This window comes from Flavobacterium columnare, from assembly GCF_014844295.1.
Classification (GTDB): domain Bacteria; phylum Bacteroidota; class Bacteroidia; order Flavobacteriales; family Flavobacteriaceae; genus Flavobacterium; species Flavobacterium columnare.
On record NZ_CP054494.1, the window covers coordinates 959,754 to 973,763 of the forward strand.

At 30.3% G+C, this 14,010-nt stretch carries 12 protein-coding genes, 1 tRNA gene, 1 other RNA gene and 2 pseudogenes; 8 read left to right on the forward strand and 8 right to left on the reverse strand.

Annotated elements, in window-relative coordinates; all coding sequences use genetic code 11:
* Window positions 1-279: 279 nt before the first annotated feature.
* A complete protein-coding gene (locus HUE53_RS04250) occupies window positions 280-1,278 on the reverse strand; it encodes a transposase (RefSeq protein ID WP_065213050.1) in 999 nt (332 codons plus the stop codon).
* Between the two features lie 383 nt (window positions 1,279-1,661).
* On the opposite strand from HUE53_RS04250, the pseudogene HUE53_RS04255 reads away from it, so the two are divergent.
* Both HUE53_RS04255 and HUE53_RS04260 read left to right on the forward strand, forming a co-directional pair.
* Window positions 1,662-2,195, forward strand: a pseudogene (locus tag HUE53_RS04255) (phosphoribosylaminoimidazolesuccinocarboxamide synthase); the annotation flags it as partial.
* Window positions 2,196-2,256: 61 nt separating this feature from the next.
* Window positions 2,257-3,663: a hypothetical protein gene (locus HUE53_RS04260; protein ID WP_065213049.1), complete on the forward strand. Its 1,407-nt coding sequence runs from the start codon at window positions 2,257-2,259 to the stop codon at window positions 3,661-3,663.
* A gap of 462 nt (window positions 3,664-4,125) precedes the next feature.
* Here the strand turns inward: HUE53_RS04260 and HUE53_RS04265 are convergent, their stop codons facing one another.
* Complete coding sequence (locus tag HUE53_RS04265; RefSeq protein WP_123906713.1) at window positions 4,126-4,359, reverse strand: hypothetical protein; 234 nt, start codon at window positions 4,357-4,359, stop codon at window positions 4,126-4,128.
* A gap of 172 nt (window positions 4,360-4,531) precedes the next feature.
* Here HUE53_RS04265 and HUE53_RS04270 point away from each other — a divergent pair, with 172 nt between their 5' ends.
* From HUE53_RS04270 to HUE53_RS14515, 3 genes and pseudogenes are all read left to right on the forward strand, one after another.
* Window positions 4,532-4,879: an ISAon1 family transposase N-terminal region protein gene (locus HUE53_RS04270; protein WP_192188732.1), complete on the forward strand. Its 348-nt coding sequence runs from the start codon at window positions 4,532-4,534 to the stop codon at window positions 4,877-4,879.
* Window positions 4,880-5,057: 178 nt separating this feature from the next.
* Window positions 5,058-5,348, forward strand: coding sequence for a transposase (locus HUE53_RS14510; protein WP_394368217.1), 291 nt, complete (start codon window positions 5,058-5,060; stop codon window positions 5,346-5,348).
* Between the two features lie 12 nt (window positions 5,349-5,360).
* Window positions 5,361-5,855, forward strand: a pseudogene (locus tag HUE53_RS14515) (ISL3 family transposase).
* 117 nt (window positions 5,856-5,972) lie between these two features.
* Here the strand turns inward: HUE53_RS14515 and ssrA are convergent.
* Both ssrA and HUE53_RS04285 read right to left on the reverse strand, forming a co-directional pair.
* Window positions 5,973-6,370, reverse strand: a transfer-messenger RNA (tmRNA) gene (ssrA, locus tag HUE53_RS04280).
* Between the two features lie 60 nt (window positions 6,371-6,430).
* Window positions 6,431-7,636, reverse strand: coding sequence for a serine hydrolase domain-containing protein (locus HUE53_RS04285; protein ID WP_192188733.1), 1,206 nt, complete (start codon window positions 7,634-7,636; stop codon window positions 6,431-6,433).
* 218 nt (window positions 7,637-7,854) lie between these two features.
* Here HUE53_RS04285 and HUE53_RS04290 point away from each other — a divergent pair, with 218 nt between their 5' ends.
* On the forward strand, window positions 7,855-9,060 hold the full coding sequence (locus HUE53_RS04290) for an NAD(P)-dependent oxidoreductase (RefSeq protein WP_192188734.1): 1,206 nt from the start codon (window positions 7,855-7,857) through the stop codon (window positions 9,058-9,060).
* Window positions 9,061-9,203: 143 nt separating this feature from the next.
* Here HUE53_RS04290 and HUE53_RS04295 read toward each other — a convergent pair whose 3' ends face one another.
* Complete coding sequence (locus HUE53_RS04295) at window positions 9,204-9,650, reverse strand: KTSC domain-containing protein (RefSeq protein ID WP_014166357.1); 447 nt, start codon at window positions 9,648-9,650, stop codon at window positions 9,204-9,206.
* A 527-nt stretch (window positions 9,651-10,177) separates the two neighbouring features.
* On the opposite strand from HUE53_RS04295, the gene HUE53_RS04300 reads away from it, so the two are divergent.
* On the forward strand, window positions 10,178-10,585 hold the full coding sequence (locus HUE53_RS04300) for a hypothetical protein (RefSeq protein WP_077225584.1): 408 nt from the start codon (window positions 10,178-10,180) through the stop codon (window positions 10,583-10,585).
* A 173-nt stretch (window positions 10,586-10,758) separates the two neighbouring features.
* On the opposite strand, the gene HUE53_RS04305 is transcribed toward HUE53_RS04300, so the two are convergent.
* From HUE53_RS04305 to HUE53_RS04315, 3 genes are all read right to left on the reverse strand, one after another.
* Window positions 10,759-11,718, reverse strand: coding sequence for an ISAon1 family transposase (locus tag HUE53_RS04305; RefSeq protein ID WP_421498126.1), 960 nt, complete (start codon window positions 11,716-11,718; stop codon window positions 10,759-10,761).
* Window positions 11,711-12,094 (reverse strand): ISAon1 family transposase N-terminal region protein, encoded by a 384-nt coding sequence (locus tag HUE53_RS04310; protein ID WP_014165862.1) that lies wholly within the window; start codon window positions 12,092-12,094, stop codon window positions 11,711-11,713. Before HUE53_RS04310 ends, HUE53_RS04305 begins: the two co-directional genes overlap by 8 nt.
* 271 nt (window positions 12,095-12,365) lie before the next feature.
* Window positions 12,366-12,438 (reverse strand) — tRNA-Met (locus HUE53_RS04315).
* A gap of 282 nt (window positions 12,439-12,720) precedes the next feature.
* On the opposite strand from HUE53_RS04315, the gene HUE53_RS04320 reads away from it, so the two are divergent.
* Complete coding sequence (locus HUE53_RS04320; RefSeq protein WP_192188735.1) at window positions 12,721-14,007, forward strand: site-specific integrase; 1,287 nt, start codon at window positions 12,721-12,723, stop codon at window positions 14,005-14,007.
* Window positions 14,008-14,010 lie beyond the last annotated feature (3 nt).

Here is a 14,010-nt window from a genome sequence, read left to right on the forward strand (position 1 = left end):
TCCCTACAACTAAACCAGCTTCCTCTACTGATTTAGAATTTAAAGCCGTTTTTAATTTGACGTATATTTTTATCTGAATTTTTCACTTCTAACACAACTAACTCATTATCAGAATTAACAGTAAAAAACACATGAGTAATACCATTCCAGGGGGTAGTAACACGGTTATAACAAGAGCCAATCCTACTGGTGGACTGGGGCGGTTTATACTATAGATAGCCAAGGCAATGTGACTGGGCCTTTTACACCCGCTCCCAATGTCATTAAATTAAGAAATTTTCACAAACTATCTTTTTGATTTTTAGCAACTAATCCTTTTATTCTACCCCTGTATTTCCCTATTTTTCGTTCAAAGCCTCTATTTGGTCTTATAGGTATCAAATGATCTTTAAATAATTTCTTAAGCTCATTTATAATTTCGTTCATATCGCCTTTAGTGAAAAATAGTTCTAAAATTCTATCTTTCATAAATCCATAAGACAAAGAAGTGTTTATTTTATATTCATGTTTTCTATTTTTTTGTTCTTCTTTTCTTTCCTCGTTAAGTTCACTCTCAATAAGGATCTGAATATTGCTTACAAATAAAGTTGAGTAAAAATCTTGCATAATACTTTGATTTGAATAACCTGAAAATTCTTCGACTTTTAGTTTGTTTTTCAACTCATCATAGTAGGTCTCTATTTTCCATCTTTGAAAATATAATTCTTTAAAAATTTCATTACCATATTGTTTGTTATCTAAAAGAGATGTTGCTAAAATTTCGACTCCTCCTACAGGTAGAACTATACGTAATAATCGAATATTTGAAATCGCGTTTTTATCATAAGGTTTGTTTTCAAAACTTTTCTTTTGACTAGGTTTTATTCCAACAATTTGTGAATGCTTACCACTTTTCACAAAGTCTTTCACAACCTGACTAAAATCCAAAGGCATTCTGATAATGAAATTTAATCGCTTTTGATAATGTTCATAAATTATCAAATCACTCGATTGGCAATACTCTAAAAGTTGTTTTGCTTGAATACGTTCATCAGTATCAATAGAGGACAAAACACCATTAATACATATTTTGTTTAGTAAATCATACAACACACAAACTTTTGCTTGTATGATATAAGTGTTTGATTGATTTTTAGTTTGTCGGTAAATATCTTCCAGTTCTTTATTGAAAGGCAATGTTAATCTAGAACCATCCATTGCTAATATCCGTAAGCCTTTAAATTGTTTTAAAACACCTGAATTCTCTGTGTAAAATTCTTCAACTAATTTTTGATTCAAGTGTTTAAAAACTTCAGAATTTATCTTTTTGCGTACTTGAACAAATCCACTTTTACTAAATATTGGTTGTTTAATATCTTTTCTTTTGAGGAAACTTAAAAAGTTTACAATTTCTATAGATAGGCTTTTGTTAAAAAATTTAGCATAAACAAAATAGTACCTGAAAAAGATTGTTTTCTGTTTCTTGTAAAACCCTCAGAATTTGATTTAAAATTATCTTTTAGAAAAGTATTAAAAATTTCTGTCTGAAGTGTAGTTAAAATCTGAAATGCTGTTTTTTTGCATTGTATTATTTATCTGATTACTAAATAAATACACAAAAAATAGCACAAAAAAACAAAATTAAAAACTGAATTTCAACTAATTAAACTCTTAACTTAATAACATTGAAAGCAGCGGTAGGAGTGCATGATGAAGATATTTCAAGAGAAACAATTCTAGCCAAAGGAATTGTTTCTGAAGAAGATTATTTAGTTTTAGAAAAATATACACGTGATTTGTTTCAAAGAGGTACTGAAATTGCCGCATCACAGGGATTAATTTTGGTAGATACTAAATATGAATTTGGTAAAACGAAAGAAGGAACGATTGTTTTAATTGATGAAATTCATACACCTGATTCCTCTCGCTATTTTTATGCTGATGGTTACCAAGAAAGACAAAATAAAGGAGAAGATCAAAAACAATTATCAAAAGAATTTGTGCGTCAGTGGTTAATTTCAAATGGATTTCAAGGGTTGGAAGGGCAAGAAATACCTGAAATGACTGACGAATACATAGGAACCGTTTCTGATAGATATATAGAATTATACGAAAATATTATTGGGGAAAAATTTGAGAAATCAGATATTTCAAATATTTATCAACGAATTGAAAAGAATGTTGTAACTTTTTTGAATGAAAAAAAACATATTTAATCTTTTGTTATATTTGCACTCTTGATCTGACTTATAAAAATAAGTCTATAAATATAATAATATGAAAAAAGTAATTTTAGTTCTTTTGATTAACTTACTACTATCTTGTAGTAATGATAAAGATTTGGTTAATCTAAATACAAACCAACCTACTGATGTAGCTGCTCAAGACCCAACAGAAAATGATATAAAACAATATTTTGATTTTCCAGTAACATCTATTAAAAAGGCAGATGAAATCGTTAATAGTATCACTAACACGAGAGGACTTAAAAAAGTAGGGTATAAACAGGTTGATTTATTAGTTGAGAATACCATAATAGAAAAAAAAGATGCTGTTAAAGGAGAGGTAATTGCAAAAATTTCAGGAAAATTTGCTAATAAATCCTTTTCTAAATCATATACATTTTTTTGCTCGTCAGATGGACCTAATGATAATTCTGAAGATTCACATATTGCCAAAAATATTAAAATGGAATGGAAACCTGAATTTAAAAACAATCCAGAAGAGTTAACAGATCTAGATTTTGATGCCCTTTATAGGTTAAAAAAGACTGATTTATTTACTATAGAATACCTAAGTAAATGGTTTGATTTCTATTCTAAAAAACCAAACTCTGATAAGGCATATAAATTTACTTCTGAAGATTTAAAAAATATTAAAATTACAGAAATAAAAAATTCCGAAATAGTAGATAGATTTGTAAGCGTAATTTTAGAATATAAAAATAAACATTCATTTAATTTAGCCTTTGAATTTGATAAAGAAAAATACTACAAAAAAAAGATTGTTTTAAACAAAGATGAAATAAGAAAATATTATGTGTCTGGTGTACATGAAAATTTAGAACAGTTCAAAGAAACGTTGTTTAGAATCCCAAATGATTTTGTTTTAGTGATTAATACTAAGTACAGTGTAGATTATGATAATAATCTTATTAGGTGTGCTGTTTCTTTATTAGGAAAAGGAAAAGGAAATGAAAAGTTAGTTTATCTTGTTAACTATCAAATTTCAGGTTTCAAACCTTTATCTGACTTTCCTAAAGAATTTATAGTTCAAAGAACCGATGGACTAGATCGTTATATGCAAGATATTTTGAAAGATATACCTGATGGAGATGTAAAAGCAATAGTTTCTCCTTTACGTAATAAAATTAAAAAAGAGCTTCAATACGGTATGATTAGAGAAGATAATATTATTAATACCCTAGGAGATAATTTTATTATTCGTTTATCAAACGGACAGTTAGCGCTAAAGTTAAAAGAAAAAACCAATAATCCTGATTCTTTTGATACTTTGATACCTTTGAGTCAAGACATTGCACATAAAGATATACACTTTAGACCTGATTTTACTATAGCGTCAGCAGTTAAAAAACAAGGTAAATTAATACTTGAATTAAATTTTATTGTTCATGGGTATCCTACTATAGATAAATTTAAAAGAGAAATAGTAGTCAATCTATAAAAACGGGAATGTGGTAAAAAACACCAACTGTTTTTTACCTTTCAATTCTTATAGCGTCCTATCAAATTAGAGAGGACTTTGGTTGTCTGAGGAGCAACCAATCCGTAATAAGTTTGATCATTATACGATAATTAAAAGGATAGTTTTTTAGCTATCCTTTTTTATTAATTATCAGGAACCTAATAATATGGCCAAAAAACTGTTTCATTTGGCTTTTATAATATAAACACATCCCAATTACCCAATTTTTAAACCAAATTTATTTATTAGAATTTGAAACTGATTTATTCTCAGCAGTAAATAATTGTCCGCAATTCTTACTCTTAAATTGTTGCTTATTTTGTCGAATTTCTCATTTTATAATTTCTAGACTTTTACAAGTTGGATATCGCTTTTTTTCTTTGAGTTTTTCATAAATAAAAATAGTTTATTGAAACGAATTTCAATAAACTATTCGAAACGTCATGTTTTAGAATATCTAACAGTTGTTTTACCAACTTTTTTGGCTATTAAATCTTTTAAAAACAGCAAATAACACCATTTAAACTTTAAAAATACTGCAAAAGCTTTTATATAAAACTCATAGCCTGTTATTGATTTAATTAATTCATTCTCAGCTGTTTTGATCAATTCTTCCATTTTTTGATTTAATTCAGCTAGAGTATTATAAATTTTCATTGAAATTTTATCTTTCATCTATTGCCATATTTTCTCAGCAGGGTTGAGTTCTGGACAATATGGAGGAATTGGTAACACAAATATGTTCTGAGGAATTATTACATCTTTTGTGGAATGAAATCGGATCAAGAACAAAAGTTGGAGAGAATTTAATTAAAAAAGGAGATCTTTATCAAATCTAAACACTATTATGCACCCTATAACTCTTTTAAAATTGATGCTTCCTGATTTTCTAGTTGATTATTTTGAAATAATTTCAGTTGATAATTCAGAAGAAAACCTACATCTTTATTTTGAAGAAAAAGCAAAACCTCCAAAAGAGTTTGACAACATAGAGTTAGCCTCCAAAGGCTTGACAGACGAAATAACAATTCAAGATTTCCCACTAAGAGGAAAGTTTCTGTATTTACACATAAAACGTCGTCGTTGGACTAATAAAAACACAGGTGAGATAGTTAAAAGAGATTGGAATTTAGTAGCTAAAGAAACACGTATGACGCAAGAATTTGCATCTTTTTTAAAAGAAATTAATCGATAACACAGCTATAGATTCTCAAACTATTGGTAGTTTCTTTGGAGTTAAGGGTAAAAAACTACAAAGACAGTATAAAAAGCATCTAAGTTCCTTTAGTTCTTGGGAACCAAGAGAACACGCGCATCAATGGATTATTTATCCCCAAAATACGGGGACACATCTATCAATTGATGAAGTAGCTTTGTATCAGGGGGAACTTTACACTATTGTAACCAACAAAAAATTCAAAGGTAAAAAAAGTTCCTTAGTAGCTATTATTGCTGGAACAAAGGATGATCAAGTCATAGAACTTATCCGTAAAATTGATCCTGAAAAAAGAAATTGTGTCAAAGAAACAACATTAGATATGGCCAATACTATGAAATTGATAGCTAAAAAATGTTTTCCAAAAGCAATACAAGTAACCGATAGATTCCATGTCCAAAAACGAGCCTTAGAAGCCTTACAAGAAATCAGAATCAAATACCGATGAAAAGCTATAGATATGGAAAATCAAGCCATAATAAAAGCAAAATCAGAAAACAAAACACATATTCCACAAATTTTACCCAATGGTGATTCCCCAAAGCAATTATTAGCTAGACACAGGTATTTACTCTATAAATCTCGCCAAAAATGGACGATAAACCAACAAGAAAGAGCTGAAATTCTATTTGAACTATATCCAGAGATAAAAACAGCATACCATTTATCTCAACAATTAAGAAATATCTACAACACCAATAACGATAAAAATGTTGCAATGTTAAAATTAGCCCATTGATATAGAACAGTAAAAGAATCAGGATTTAAAAACTTCAACATTGTTCTAAATACAATAACACTCAATTATCAATCAATACTAAACTACTTTGATAATAGAAGTACTAATGCAGCTGCTGAATCTTTTAATGCTAAAATAAAAGCCTTTAGAAGTCACTTTAGGGGGGTAAGAAAGATAGATTTCTTCTTATTCAGATTATCCAATCTTTTTGCATAATCCCCACTTTTGTTCTTGATTTAAGAAAAACACATTTCTTTTTTTGATATTTTGCCATCGAAGTAAAAAAAAAGCTCGTAAAAATAGGATTTACGAGCTTTTTTTAAACAGTTCTAATCGTGGAGTCGCCGAGAATCGAACTCGGGTCCAAACAAGCAATCAAAGAGCTTTCTACATGCTTAGTTTTCACTTAATTTTTCGACTAAAAGCAAGGTTGAAAACGACCACTTTTAGCTTAGCTTTATTCGTGTCAAAAAGGATTCAAAGCTTTACCTTTTCTAGGTTTATTTTTACGGTTCTCCTTTTTCAACCGCCACAAACCAAGGCTTTTGAGGAGAATCTAGCTTTCCTACCTTGTAGGAACTAGGCAAATCGTACTATAATTCGGATTAAGCAGCTAAAGCGTAATTATTTTCGCCGTGTAATATTCGTATAGCAGATATTTACGAGCCTACCATACTTGGCTCGACATGCTTACTAATCAATTCCACTCGCTGTCAAAACCAGTCGACCCCAATTAGTGTGGCAAAGGTAAGAACTTTTTAGAAAATACAAAGATGATTCCGTAAAATAAATTATTCTACCAACTCATCCCCTTTTTTGTGTATATGAAAAGGATAATCTCCAAATAGCCCTGTTGCCAATTTCATATAATAGGCCTTACGTGTATACTTATTGGATAAAGCAATCAGGGTTACTTTTTCTTTCTTTAATGTGATGTAAGCAGAAGTATTTCCATGCCACCACCCATTGTGATAAAACATTTGTTTACCATCCTTCCATTCTAAGAGTCGAATTCCTAAACCATAGTTTCGAACTCCTCTGGCTTCATAACTATACCCTTTATAGACCTCCGCTAGTAGCTTTTTGTTTAAAAAATCGAAGTTGTATGTTGCCATATCAAACTTTAGTAAATCGCGAGGCGTAGAATATATATTTTTATCACCATAAATATCATCTAAATGGTTTAAAGGATATTTTATATAATTTCCTTTATAGGAACAACTGGCTGTATCAGCATGCTCATTTAAATCAAAAACATAGGTGTTTTTCATTCCTAATGGCTCGAAAATCATTTTACTCATAGCTGTTCGATAGTTCATTTTAGATATCTTTTCTATAATTAATGCAAGTAATGCGTAATTGGTATTACAGTAACTAAATCGAGCATCGGGTTTAAACTCTAAACCTATATTCCCGTTTTTCATAACAGATATTAAGTCACTATTATGCAATACTTTACCTCTTTCCCAAACTCCTTTATCTTCTATAAAGTAACTATAATTTCTTAAGCCACTTCTGTGATTTAGCAACATTCGAACCGTTATATCTTCGTAAGGAAAACCGTCTAAAATAGTTTTTACTTTTTCATCGAGTTTTAACATATTAGAATCTATCAACAATAATATTGCTGTAGCTGTTAAAACTTTACTAACAGATGCAATATGAAGAGGCGTATGGGCTGTTATGGGTACATCCTTTTCAAAATTACCCATCCCACTATACTTCTCATATAGAATTTTTCCGTTTTTAGCTACTAAAATACCCCCTGAAAAGTCATTGCTAAAAAACTCTTTATTGTATAGATAATCCATACTATCTTGGACTTTTTTCAGTTCTTTTGAATCAATGACTGGTAATTCTTCTTGATAAGGTTTCATAGTATAAATTTTACCGATTTTATACTCCTCTTTGGCTTTTACTTTAGCTTTTTTATCTGTACAAGCAGACAAAACAAACAAAACAACTATACTGTGTACTAATACTCTAACTAACTTCATAATTAAATTCTGAAATAACATTCTTTTTTAAGGATTATTACTTCTTATAAGGTTCTCCTATTAATCTCACCCAAAATGGGCGACAAATATAACCAAACCTCTATACTTTTCATAAAAACATCTCTTTTTTAAAATTGTATAATGCTTTTTAAACGTTATATTTGCAACAATATTAAACTCTTTCGTTACAAAACCACCCTTTTAAAACTACTAAACACATGAAATTTGGCATTATCAAAGAGAGAAAAAACCCACCTGATAGGCGTGTTGTTTTTTCTCCACAAGAATTATTAAAGGTCAAAGAATTTTTCCCAGAAGCAAACTTTAAAGTTGAAACTTCTGATATTCGTATCTTTAAAGATGAGGAATACAGCAATTTAGGCATTTCAATAGATACGGACTTAACAGATTGCGATGTTCTAATAGGTGTAAAAGAAGTACCTGTTGAGGCTTTGATTCCCAATAAGACTTACTTCTTTTTTTCGCACACTATAAAAAAACAACCTTACAACCGTAAATTATTAATAGCTTGTTTAGAAAAAAACATCCGACTGATTGATCACGAAACAATAGTGGATGCTAACAACAAGCGTTTGATTGGATTTGGTCGCTATGCTGGAATAGTAGGTGCTTATAATGGCATTAGGGCTTTTGGTCTAAAATACGATTTATTCAACATTGCAAAAGCAGAAACTCTAAAAGACCAACAAGAGCTAATCGACCGTCTAAAAAGAATTACTCTTCCTCCCATAAAAGTAGTCCTAAGTGGGCATGGAAAAGTAGGATTAGGAGCAAAAGAAATGCTAGATGGCATGAAAATGAAACAAGTTAGCATTGAAGATTTCTTAAACAAATCATACGATCGCGCTGTTTATACTCATATTGATTTAGAGGACTACAATAGCCGAAAAGACGAAAAACCTTTTGATAAAAAAGATTTCTACGCTCATCCTGAGAAATACCAATCCAACTTTGAACGTTTTACCAAAGTTGCTGATGTTTTTATGGCAGGCCATTTTTACGGCAACAACGCCCCTTATATCCTCACAAGAGAAATGCTAGCCGCACCTGACAACAAAATAAAAGTGGTTGCTGACATATCTTGTGATGTAAACGGCCCTATAGCTTGCACGCTTAGAGCTTCTACAATTGCAGAACCTATTTACGGCTATTTACCTAATGAGCATCGCGAAACTTATTTTGAAGATCCACGAGCTATAGCTGTAATGGCTGTTGACAACCTCCCTTGCGAACTCCCTAAAGATGCAAGTGAAGGATTTGGGAGAACTTTCTTAGAATCTGTCATCCCTTCATTCTATAACAATGATGCTGACCAAATATTAGAAAGAGCTACTGTTTGTCAAAACGGAAAACTAACCCCTAAATTTGAATATCTTCAAAATTATGTAGAGGGGAAAGAATAAAAAACGAATAACACTAAAATATCCTACAAGCTAAAAAAGCAGATCAGAAAAGGATAGCTTTCCTATATAATTCCATAAAAAAGAGTGTCCAACATTTTATGGTCACTCTTTTTTACTACTACTATTTACCGGTCAAACCTTTTTTAATCCAAAACAACTTCCCCTGATTTACGATAAAGATATTGTCCATAAATATGTCTTTTAGCAAATCTATTAGGAGATTCTGCATTAATCATTTTGATATAAACATTTTTAGGCACCCCAATATATTCATAGGTTATTCCGTTAAGATACGTTACAAACAAAACTTGCTTTTCAAGATAAAAATCAGCTATAGGAGAATTTAGAATCATTTCTTCATACTCAGGAAGATTTTTATCACGTGTTTCATTAGCAATACTCACTAAAAAATGATACGCATTAATAATATCTTTACTCTTTTCTTCTGCTAAGGTACGTCCTACATCATCATTTGCAAATTTATCGGGATGCGATTCTTTCATCGCATTTCGATAAATAGTTTTTAATTCTTTTAAGGTAACATTTTTATCTACTTCCAACAATTTGCGATACTCTACTACTCTTCTCATATTTTTATAATAAAAAAAGTCATTCGTTCCTAAATGACTTACTTAGTAACAAGAACAGGATTCGAACCTGTATCCGCTGAAACGGATATAAACCTAGGTTTTTATAATTCAGACACTAATCCTTTTACCCCCTTTATTCCTTCATTTCTTCTGATTCAAAATATTTTAAACTTAAAAAACAGATACGTTCTTTTAATCAGAATCTCCACTTCTATTCAAGCCACTTTCCTCTATTTAATTTTAAAGCAAAAGACTCTAACACCTCTTCTTCTTTTTCAAAAACAAAATCTTATTTAGCATTAGAAATTTTTAAATCAAAACGAATCGCAAAGATACAGAAAAACTTCAGCTAGTATTAACACTCCAATAGCTAAACCTTTTTATTCAAACAAAAAAACAAGGAAAAAAACCTATTAAAACCAATTCTACTATAGAGCAAGATATCCTATCCGTTTTTTTTCTTAGAGTTTGATCCTATTCAATCAATTTAAATTATTTTTATCCCATCAACTTAAAAACATAAATAAATGAACCCTTATGAACCTGCTAAAGAATTTTACATTTCAAAAAAACTACGTTTTATAGAAAACCTTCACATTGTTTTTTGGTTGATAAAAGATATGTGTTGGTGTTTAGAATTTAAAACATTAGGCATAACAATGGCCGTTCCCACTATCTGTATCAGCATTTATTTTATTTTTAAAAACAAAGCTGATATTTCTGAATTATACCACAACATGGCCGTGTTCCTCTGGATTATTGCTAACACTTGGTGGATGTCATCCGAGTTTTTTAAGTTTGATGAAAACACACTAATATTAGGTTTAAAAGGACGTTCTCTTGCTGCTTTTCCTTTTGGATCAGGCATTCTATTATTACTTATTTTTTACATCTCCATCTACCCTAAACAAATACAGACGAATAAAAACCACTAATTCAGAGTTAATTCCTAATGTATCAAACACTCTTTTTTTTAGACTTGATCCAACTTTCGAACCTGATTCTAGGGTTATTCCTTTTTAGACTAATCAATTTATATGTTTAATTTAGCAATCCTACAGGCTTTTGACTTGATCCAAATAAAAGGCTCAGATTAATTTTTTGGGGATTAAGCAAAAAGTTTCTCCATTCTAAAGAGGAAGAATTTAGTATCCACCACACCTCTTTGATTAGCTCTAAAGAGTTTTATTTTTGAGTTAAAGGATTCAGCATTTGCGTTTGTATGTCTTTTTACGAAGAAGTTTGCAATTGTTTCCAAATGATAATTTAAACTATTGGCAACGGTATTAAAGACAGTCATTTTAAATTCTTTGGTTTTGGATATCCAATTCAATATTTTTTGTTTAGCCTCTTCTTTTGAGGTGTATTCATAAATATTTCTAAACTCTTGGGTGTGTTTATAAGCTTGATGTATTAGAGGATAATGTTGGAACAATATTTGGGCTCGTACTTTTTGGGTTTCTGTCCATTGGTTGGGTTTCTTGGCAATGATATAACGACATCGAGCCAATAGTTGTTTGGGAGTGTCTTCATTTTCAAAAGTTATTGGAATGTATTTTATTGCTTGCTCTTTTGCTTTTTTGATAGCCTGATTCTCTTTTTCAATCTCCTCCCAGCGATATTTTATCCTTAAATGCTGGAGAGCTTCCATTACCAACTTTACCACATGGAAACGGTCTGTGACAAGGTAACTTTCAGGAAAACACATTCTTGATGCTGATTGCATATTGTTTGCCATATCAAGTGTTATCGATTTTACTTGTTTTCTATGCGAAAGTGGAATTTTAGTAACCACATCAATAATGTCCTGACTTTTGGTGCCTTTTATAACCGCCACTAAGGATTTCTTTTTGCCTCTTCCTTGTTTATTGGTTACAAAAGTATAAAGTTCACCTTTTGACAAACTTACTTCATCAATACTTAAATTCTCCCCAATATTTTCGGGGTAAATCAGATAATTTTCGGCATGTTCTAACTGTTTCCAACTTGTAAAACCACTGATTCTTTTTTTGTAATGTCTTCGCAGTAAATCAGCTTTAATGCCATAATAACTGGCAATGTTACTTATCGTATCTTCTCGGGTCTCTACCTGTACCTTTTAAAAAATCCGAAAGTTCAACAGTTAATTTGGAACCTTCTGCAATAAAAGAATAATCGCTTTTAATTTCTGACTTATCTACTGTATTTCGCCACCTACGTCTTCTGATACCTAAATAAACAGCCTTTCCTCGTATTGGAAAATCTTGTATCAAAGTACGCTCACAAAAGCCTTTTGACTCATATTCCTCTGAAATGAAACCTTCGGGAATAATGTTCTTTTCATCAAGATAGATATAAAAGCAATCCTTTTTTGTTTGAATATCTCCTAATTCTATAAAATCAACAATATCAAAATGACATAATAATTCTTCGGGTAGAAAAGCAGAAAGTATCGAAAAATCCATTTACTTTTTTTGTCGCAATTTACAATTACTCCCCATATTTTTTATGTGAGCCAAATAAAAGCCTTTAGAAGTCACTTTAGAGGGGTAAGAAAGATAATTTCTTCTTATTCAGATTATCCAATCTTTTTGCATAATCCCCAACTTTTGTTCTTGATCCGGTTTTAGACTTGATCCAGAAAAATTAAAAAATTGAGAAAAATTAAAATTGGGTATAAAGAAATAATTACAAAGCACAAAAAAAGCCACTCATTGCTGAATGGCTTAAATTTAGTAGCGGGAACAGGACTCGAACCTGTGACCTTCGGGTTATGAGCCCGACGAGCTGCCTACTGCTCTATCCCGCGCTGTGCGATTTGTATTTTTAGTCTTTTCAAACTTAGTAGCGGGAACAGTGCTACTTTCTGTTAAAGCTCCCTAAACCGCATTAAATCAAAATTAATATAAAAATATTGATTTTCAACGACTTAACTATTCTTGAGATTTAGATAGATTAATTTACTTTTATCTAAATTAAATTTTACAATACATAAATAATACAAAAACGAAATGATCTTACTACATTTGTATTATTATAAAGAACTTAATAATCTATTAATTCACTGCAAAAGTAAGATATTAAAAGAACTATGGCAACTATTTATTTTTTATATCGTTCAACTAAAGAAAATGCTCCGCTTACTGTACGATTACTTTTTACTCACAATGGAGTAAATCAGATTGTTGGAGCAAATTCACGGTTTTTAATTTATTCTAAAAAAGAATTGGTAAACGACCCGACTTTAAGCTCCAGACATTATTGGGATAAATTACATAACAATATTAGAACAAAAGACATTGAATTAAGGAACAAGCAAATTGCAATACAAAAAGACCTTAATAAAATTGAAAACTACATATTAAAAGCATTTAGTGATATAAATCCCGAATCAGCAAATAAAGAATGGTTGGAAGGAGTAATTGAAGAATTTTACAACCCGAAGAAACAAAGTAGCATTCCAAATACAATATTAGAGTTTTTTGATTATTATTTAGAAATGAATCCTCATTTAAAATACGGAACACAAAAGAAATATATCACAATTAGAAACAAGCTAATAAAACGGAAACATTTATTTAGTTCTACACCAATTTTCTTAACTGATATAAATGATAATTTTAGATTGAAATATTACAAAATCTTTGCTGATTATAAAACCAATACCATTGTTAGAGATTTAACTGAAATTAAAACACTTTGCAGGTTAGCATTAAAGAAAGGCAAAGAAATTGATATGGAAGTTTTAGATTGGAAATTTAAAGTTGAAAAAACGCCTTTTGTTTCTCTAAATCTTGATGAAATAGAAAAAATAAACAACCTAACAGATTTAACTGAATCATTAGAAAATGCTCGTGATTGGTTGGTTATTTCTTGTCAAGTTGGGCAACGTGTAAGTGATTTGATGCGATTTGAAAAATCAATGATTCGAGTTGAAAAGAACAAGAAAGGAAAAGATGTACATTTAATAGAGTTTGAACAAGTTAAAACTAATAAACTGGTTACAGTTCCATTGGATAACAAAGTATTAAATATTCTCGAAAAAAGAAACGGAGATTTTCCAAGAAAAATAAGCGACCAAAAATATAATGATTATATCAAGGAAGTATGTAAAAAGGCAGAAATGACTGAAAAAGTTCAAGGTGATAAAATTATAGTTACCGAAAACGGAGATAAAAGAACTGAATTTGGAACATATCAAAAATGGGAACTCGTATCAAGCCATATTGGAAGAAGAAGCTTTGCTACTAACAATTTTGGTAAAATCCCAACGAGCTTAATAATGAGTGTAACGGCACATTCTAAAGAAGTTACATTTATGGCTTACATAAATAAAACACAGACAGAACAAGCTAAAGAACTTGCAGATTATTTTTAAAAA

Coding starts and splice junctions, on each gene's coding strand:
- HUE53_RS04260 (WP_065213049.1), top strand. CDS start 2,257: ATGAAAAAAGTAATTTTAGTTCTTTTGATTAACTTACTACTATCTTGT.
- HUE53_RS04265 (WP_123906713.1), bottom strand. CDS start 4,359: ATGAAAGATAAAATTTCAATGAAAATTTATAATACTCTAGCTGAATTA.
- HUE53_RS04270 (WP_192188732.1), top strand. CDS start 4,532: ATGCACCCTATAACTCTTTTAAAATTGATGCTTCCTGATTTTCTAGTT.
- HUE53_RS04285 (WP_192188733.1), bottom strand. CDS start 7,636: ATGAAGTTAGTTAGAGTATTAGTACACAGTATAGTTGTTTTGTTTGTT.
- HUE53_RS04290 (WP_192188734.1), top strand. CDS start 7,855: ATGAAATTTGGCATTATCAAAGAGAGAAAAAACCCACCTGATAGGCGT.
- HUE53_RS04295 (WP_014166357.1), bottom strand. CDS start 9,650: ATGAGAAGAGTAGTAGAGTATCGCAAATTGTTGGAAGTAGATAAAAAT.
- HUE53_RS04300 (WP_077225584.1), top strand. CDS start 10,178: ATGAACCCTTATGAACCTGCTAAAGAATTTTACATTTCAAAAAAACTA.
- HUE53_RS04310 (WP_014165862.1), bottom strand. CDS start 12,094: ATGGATTTTTCGATACTTTCTGCTTTTCTACCCGAAGAATTATTATGT.
- HUE53_RS04320 (WP_192188735.1), top strand. CDS start 12,721: ATGGCAACTATTTATTTTTTATATCGTTCAACTAAAGAAAATGCTCCG.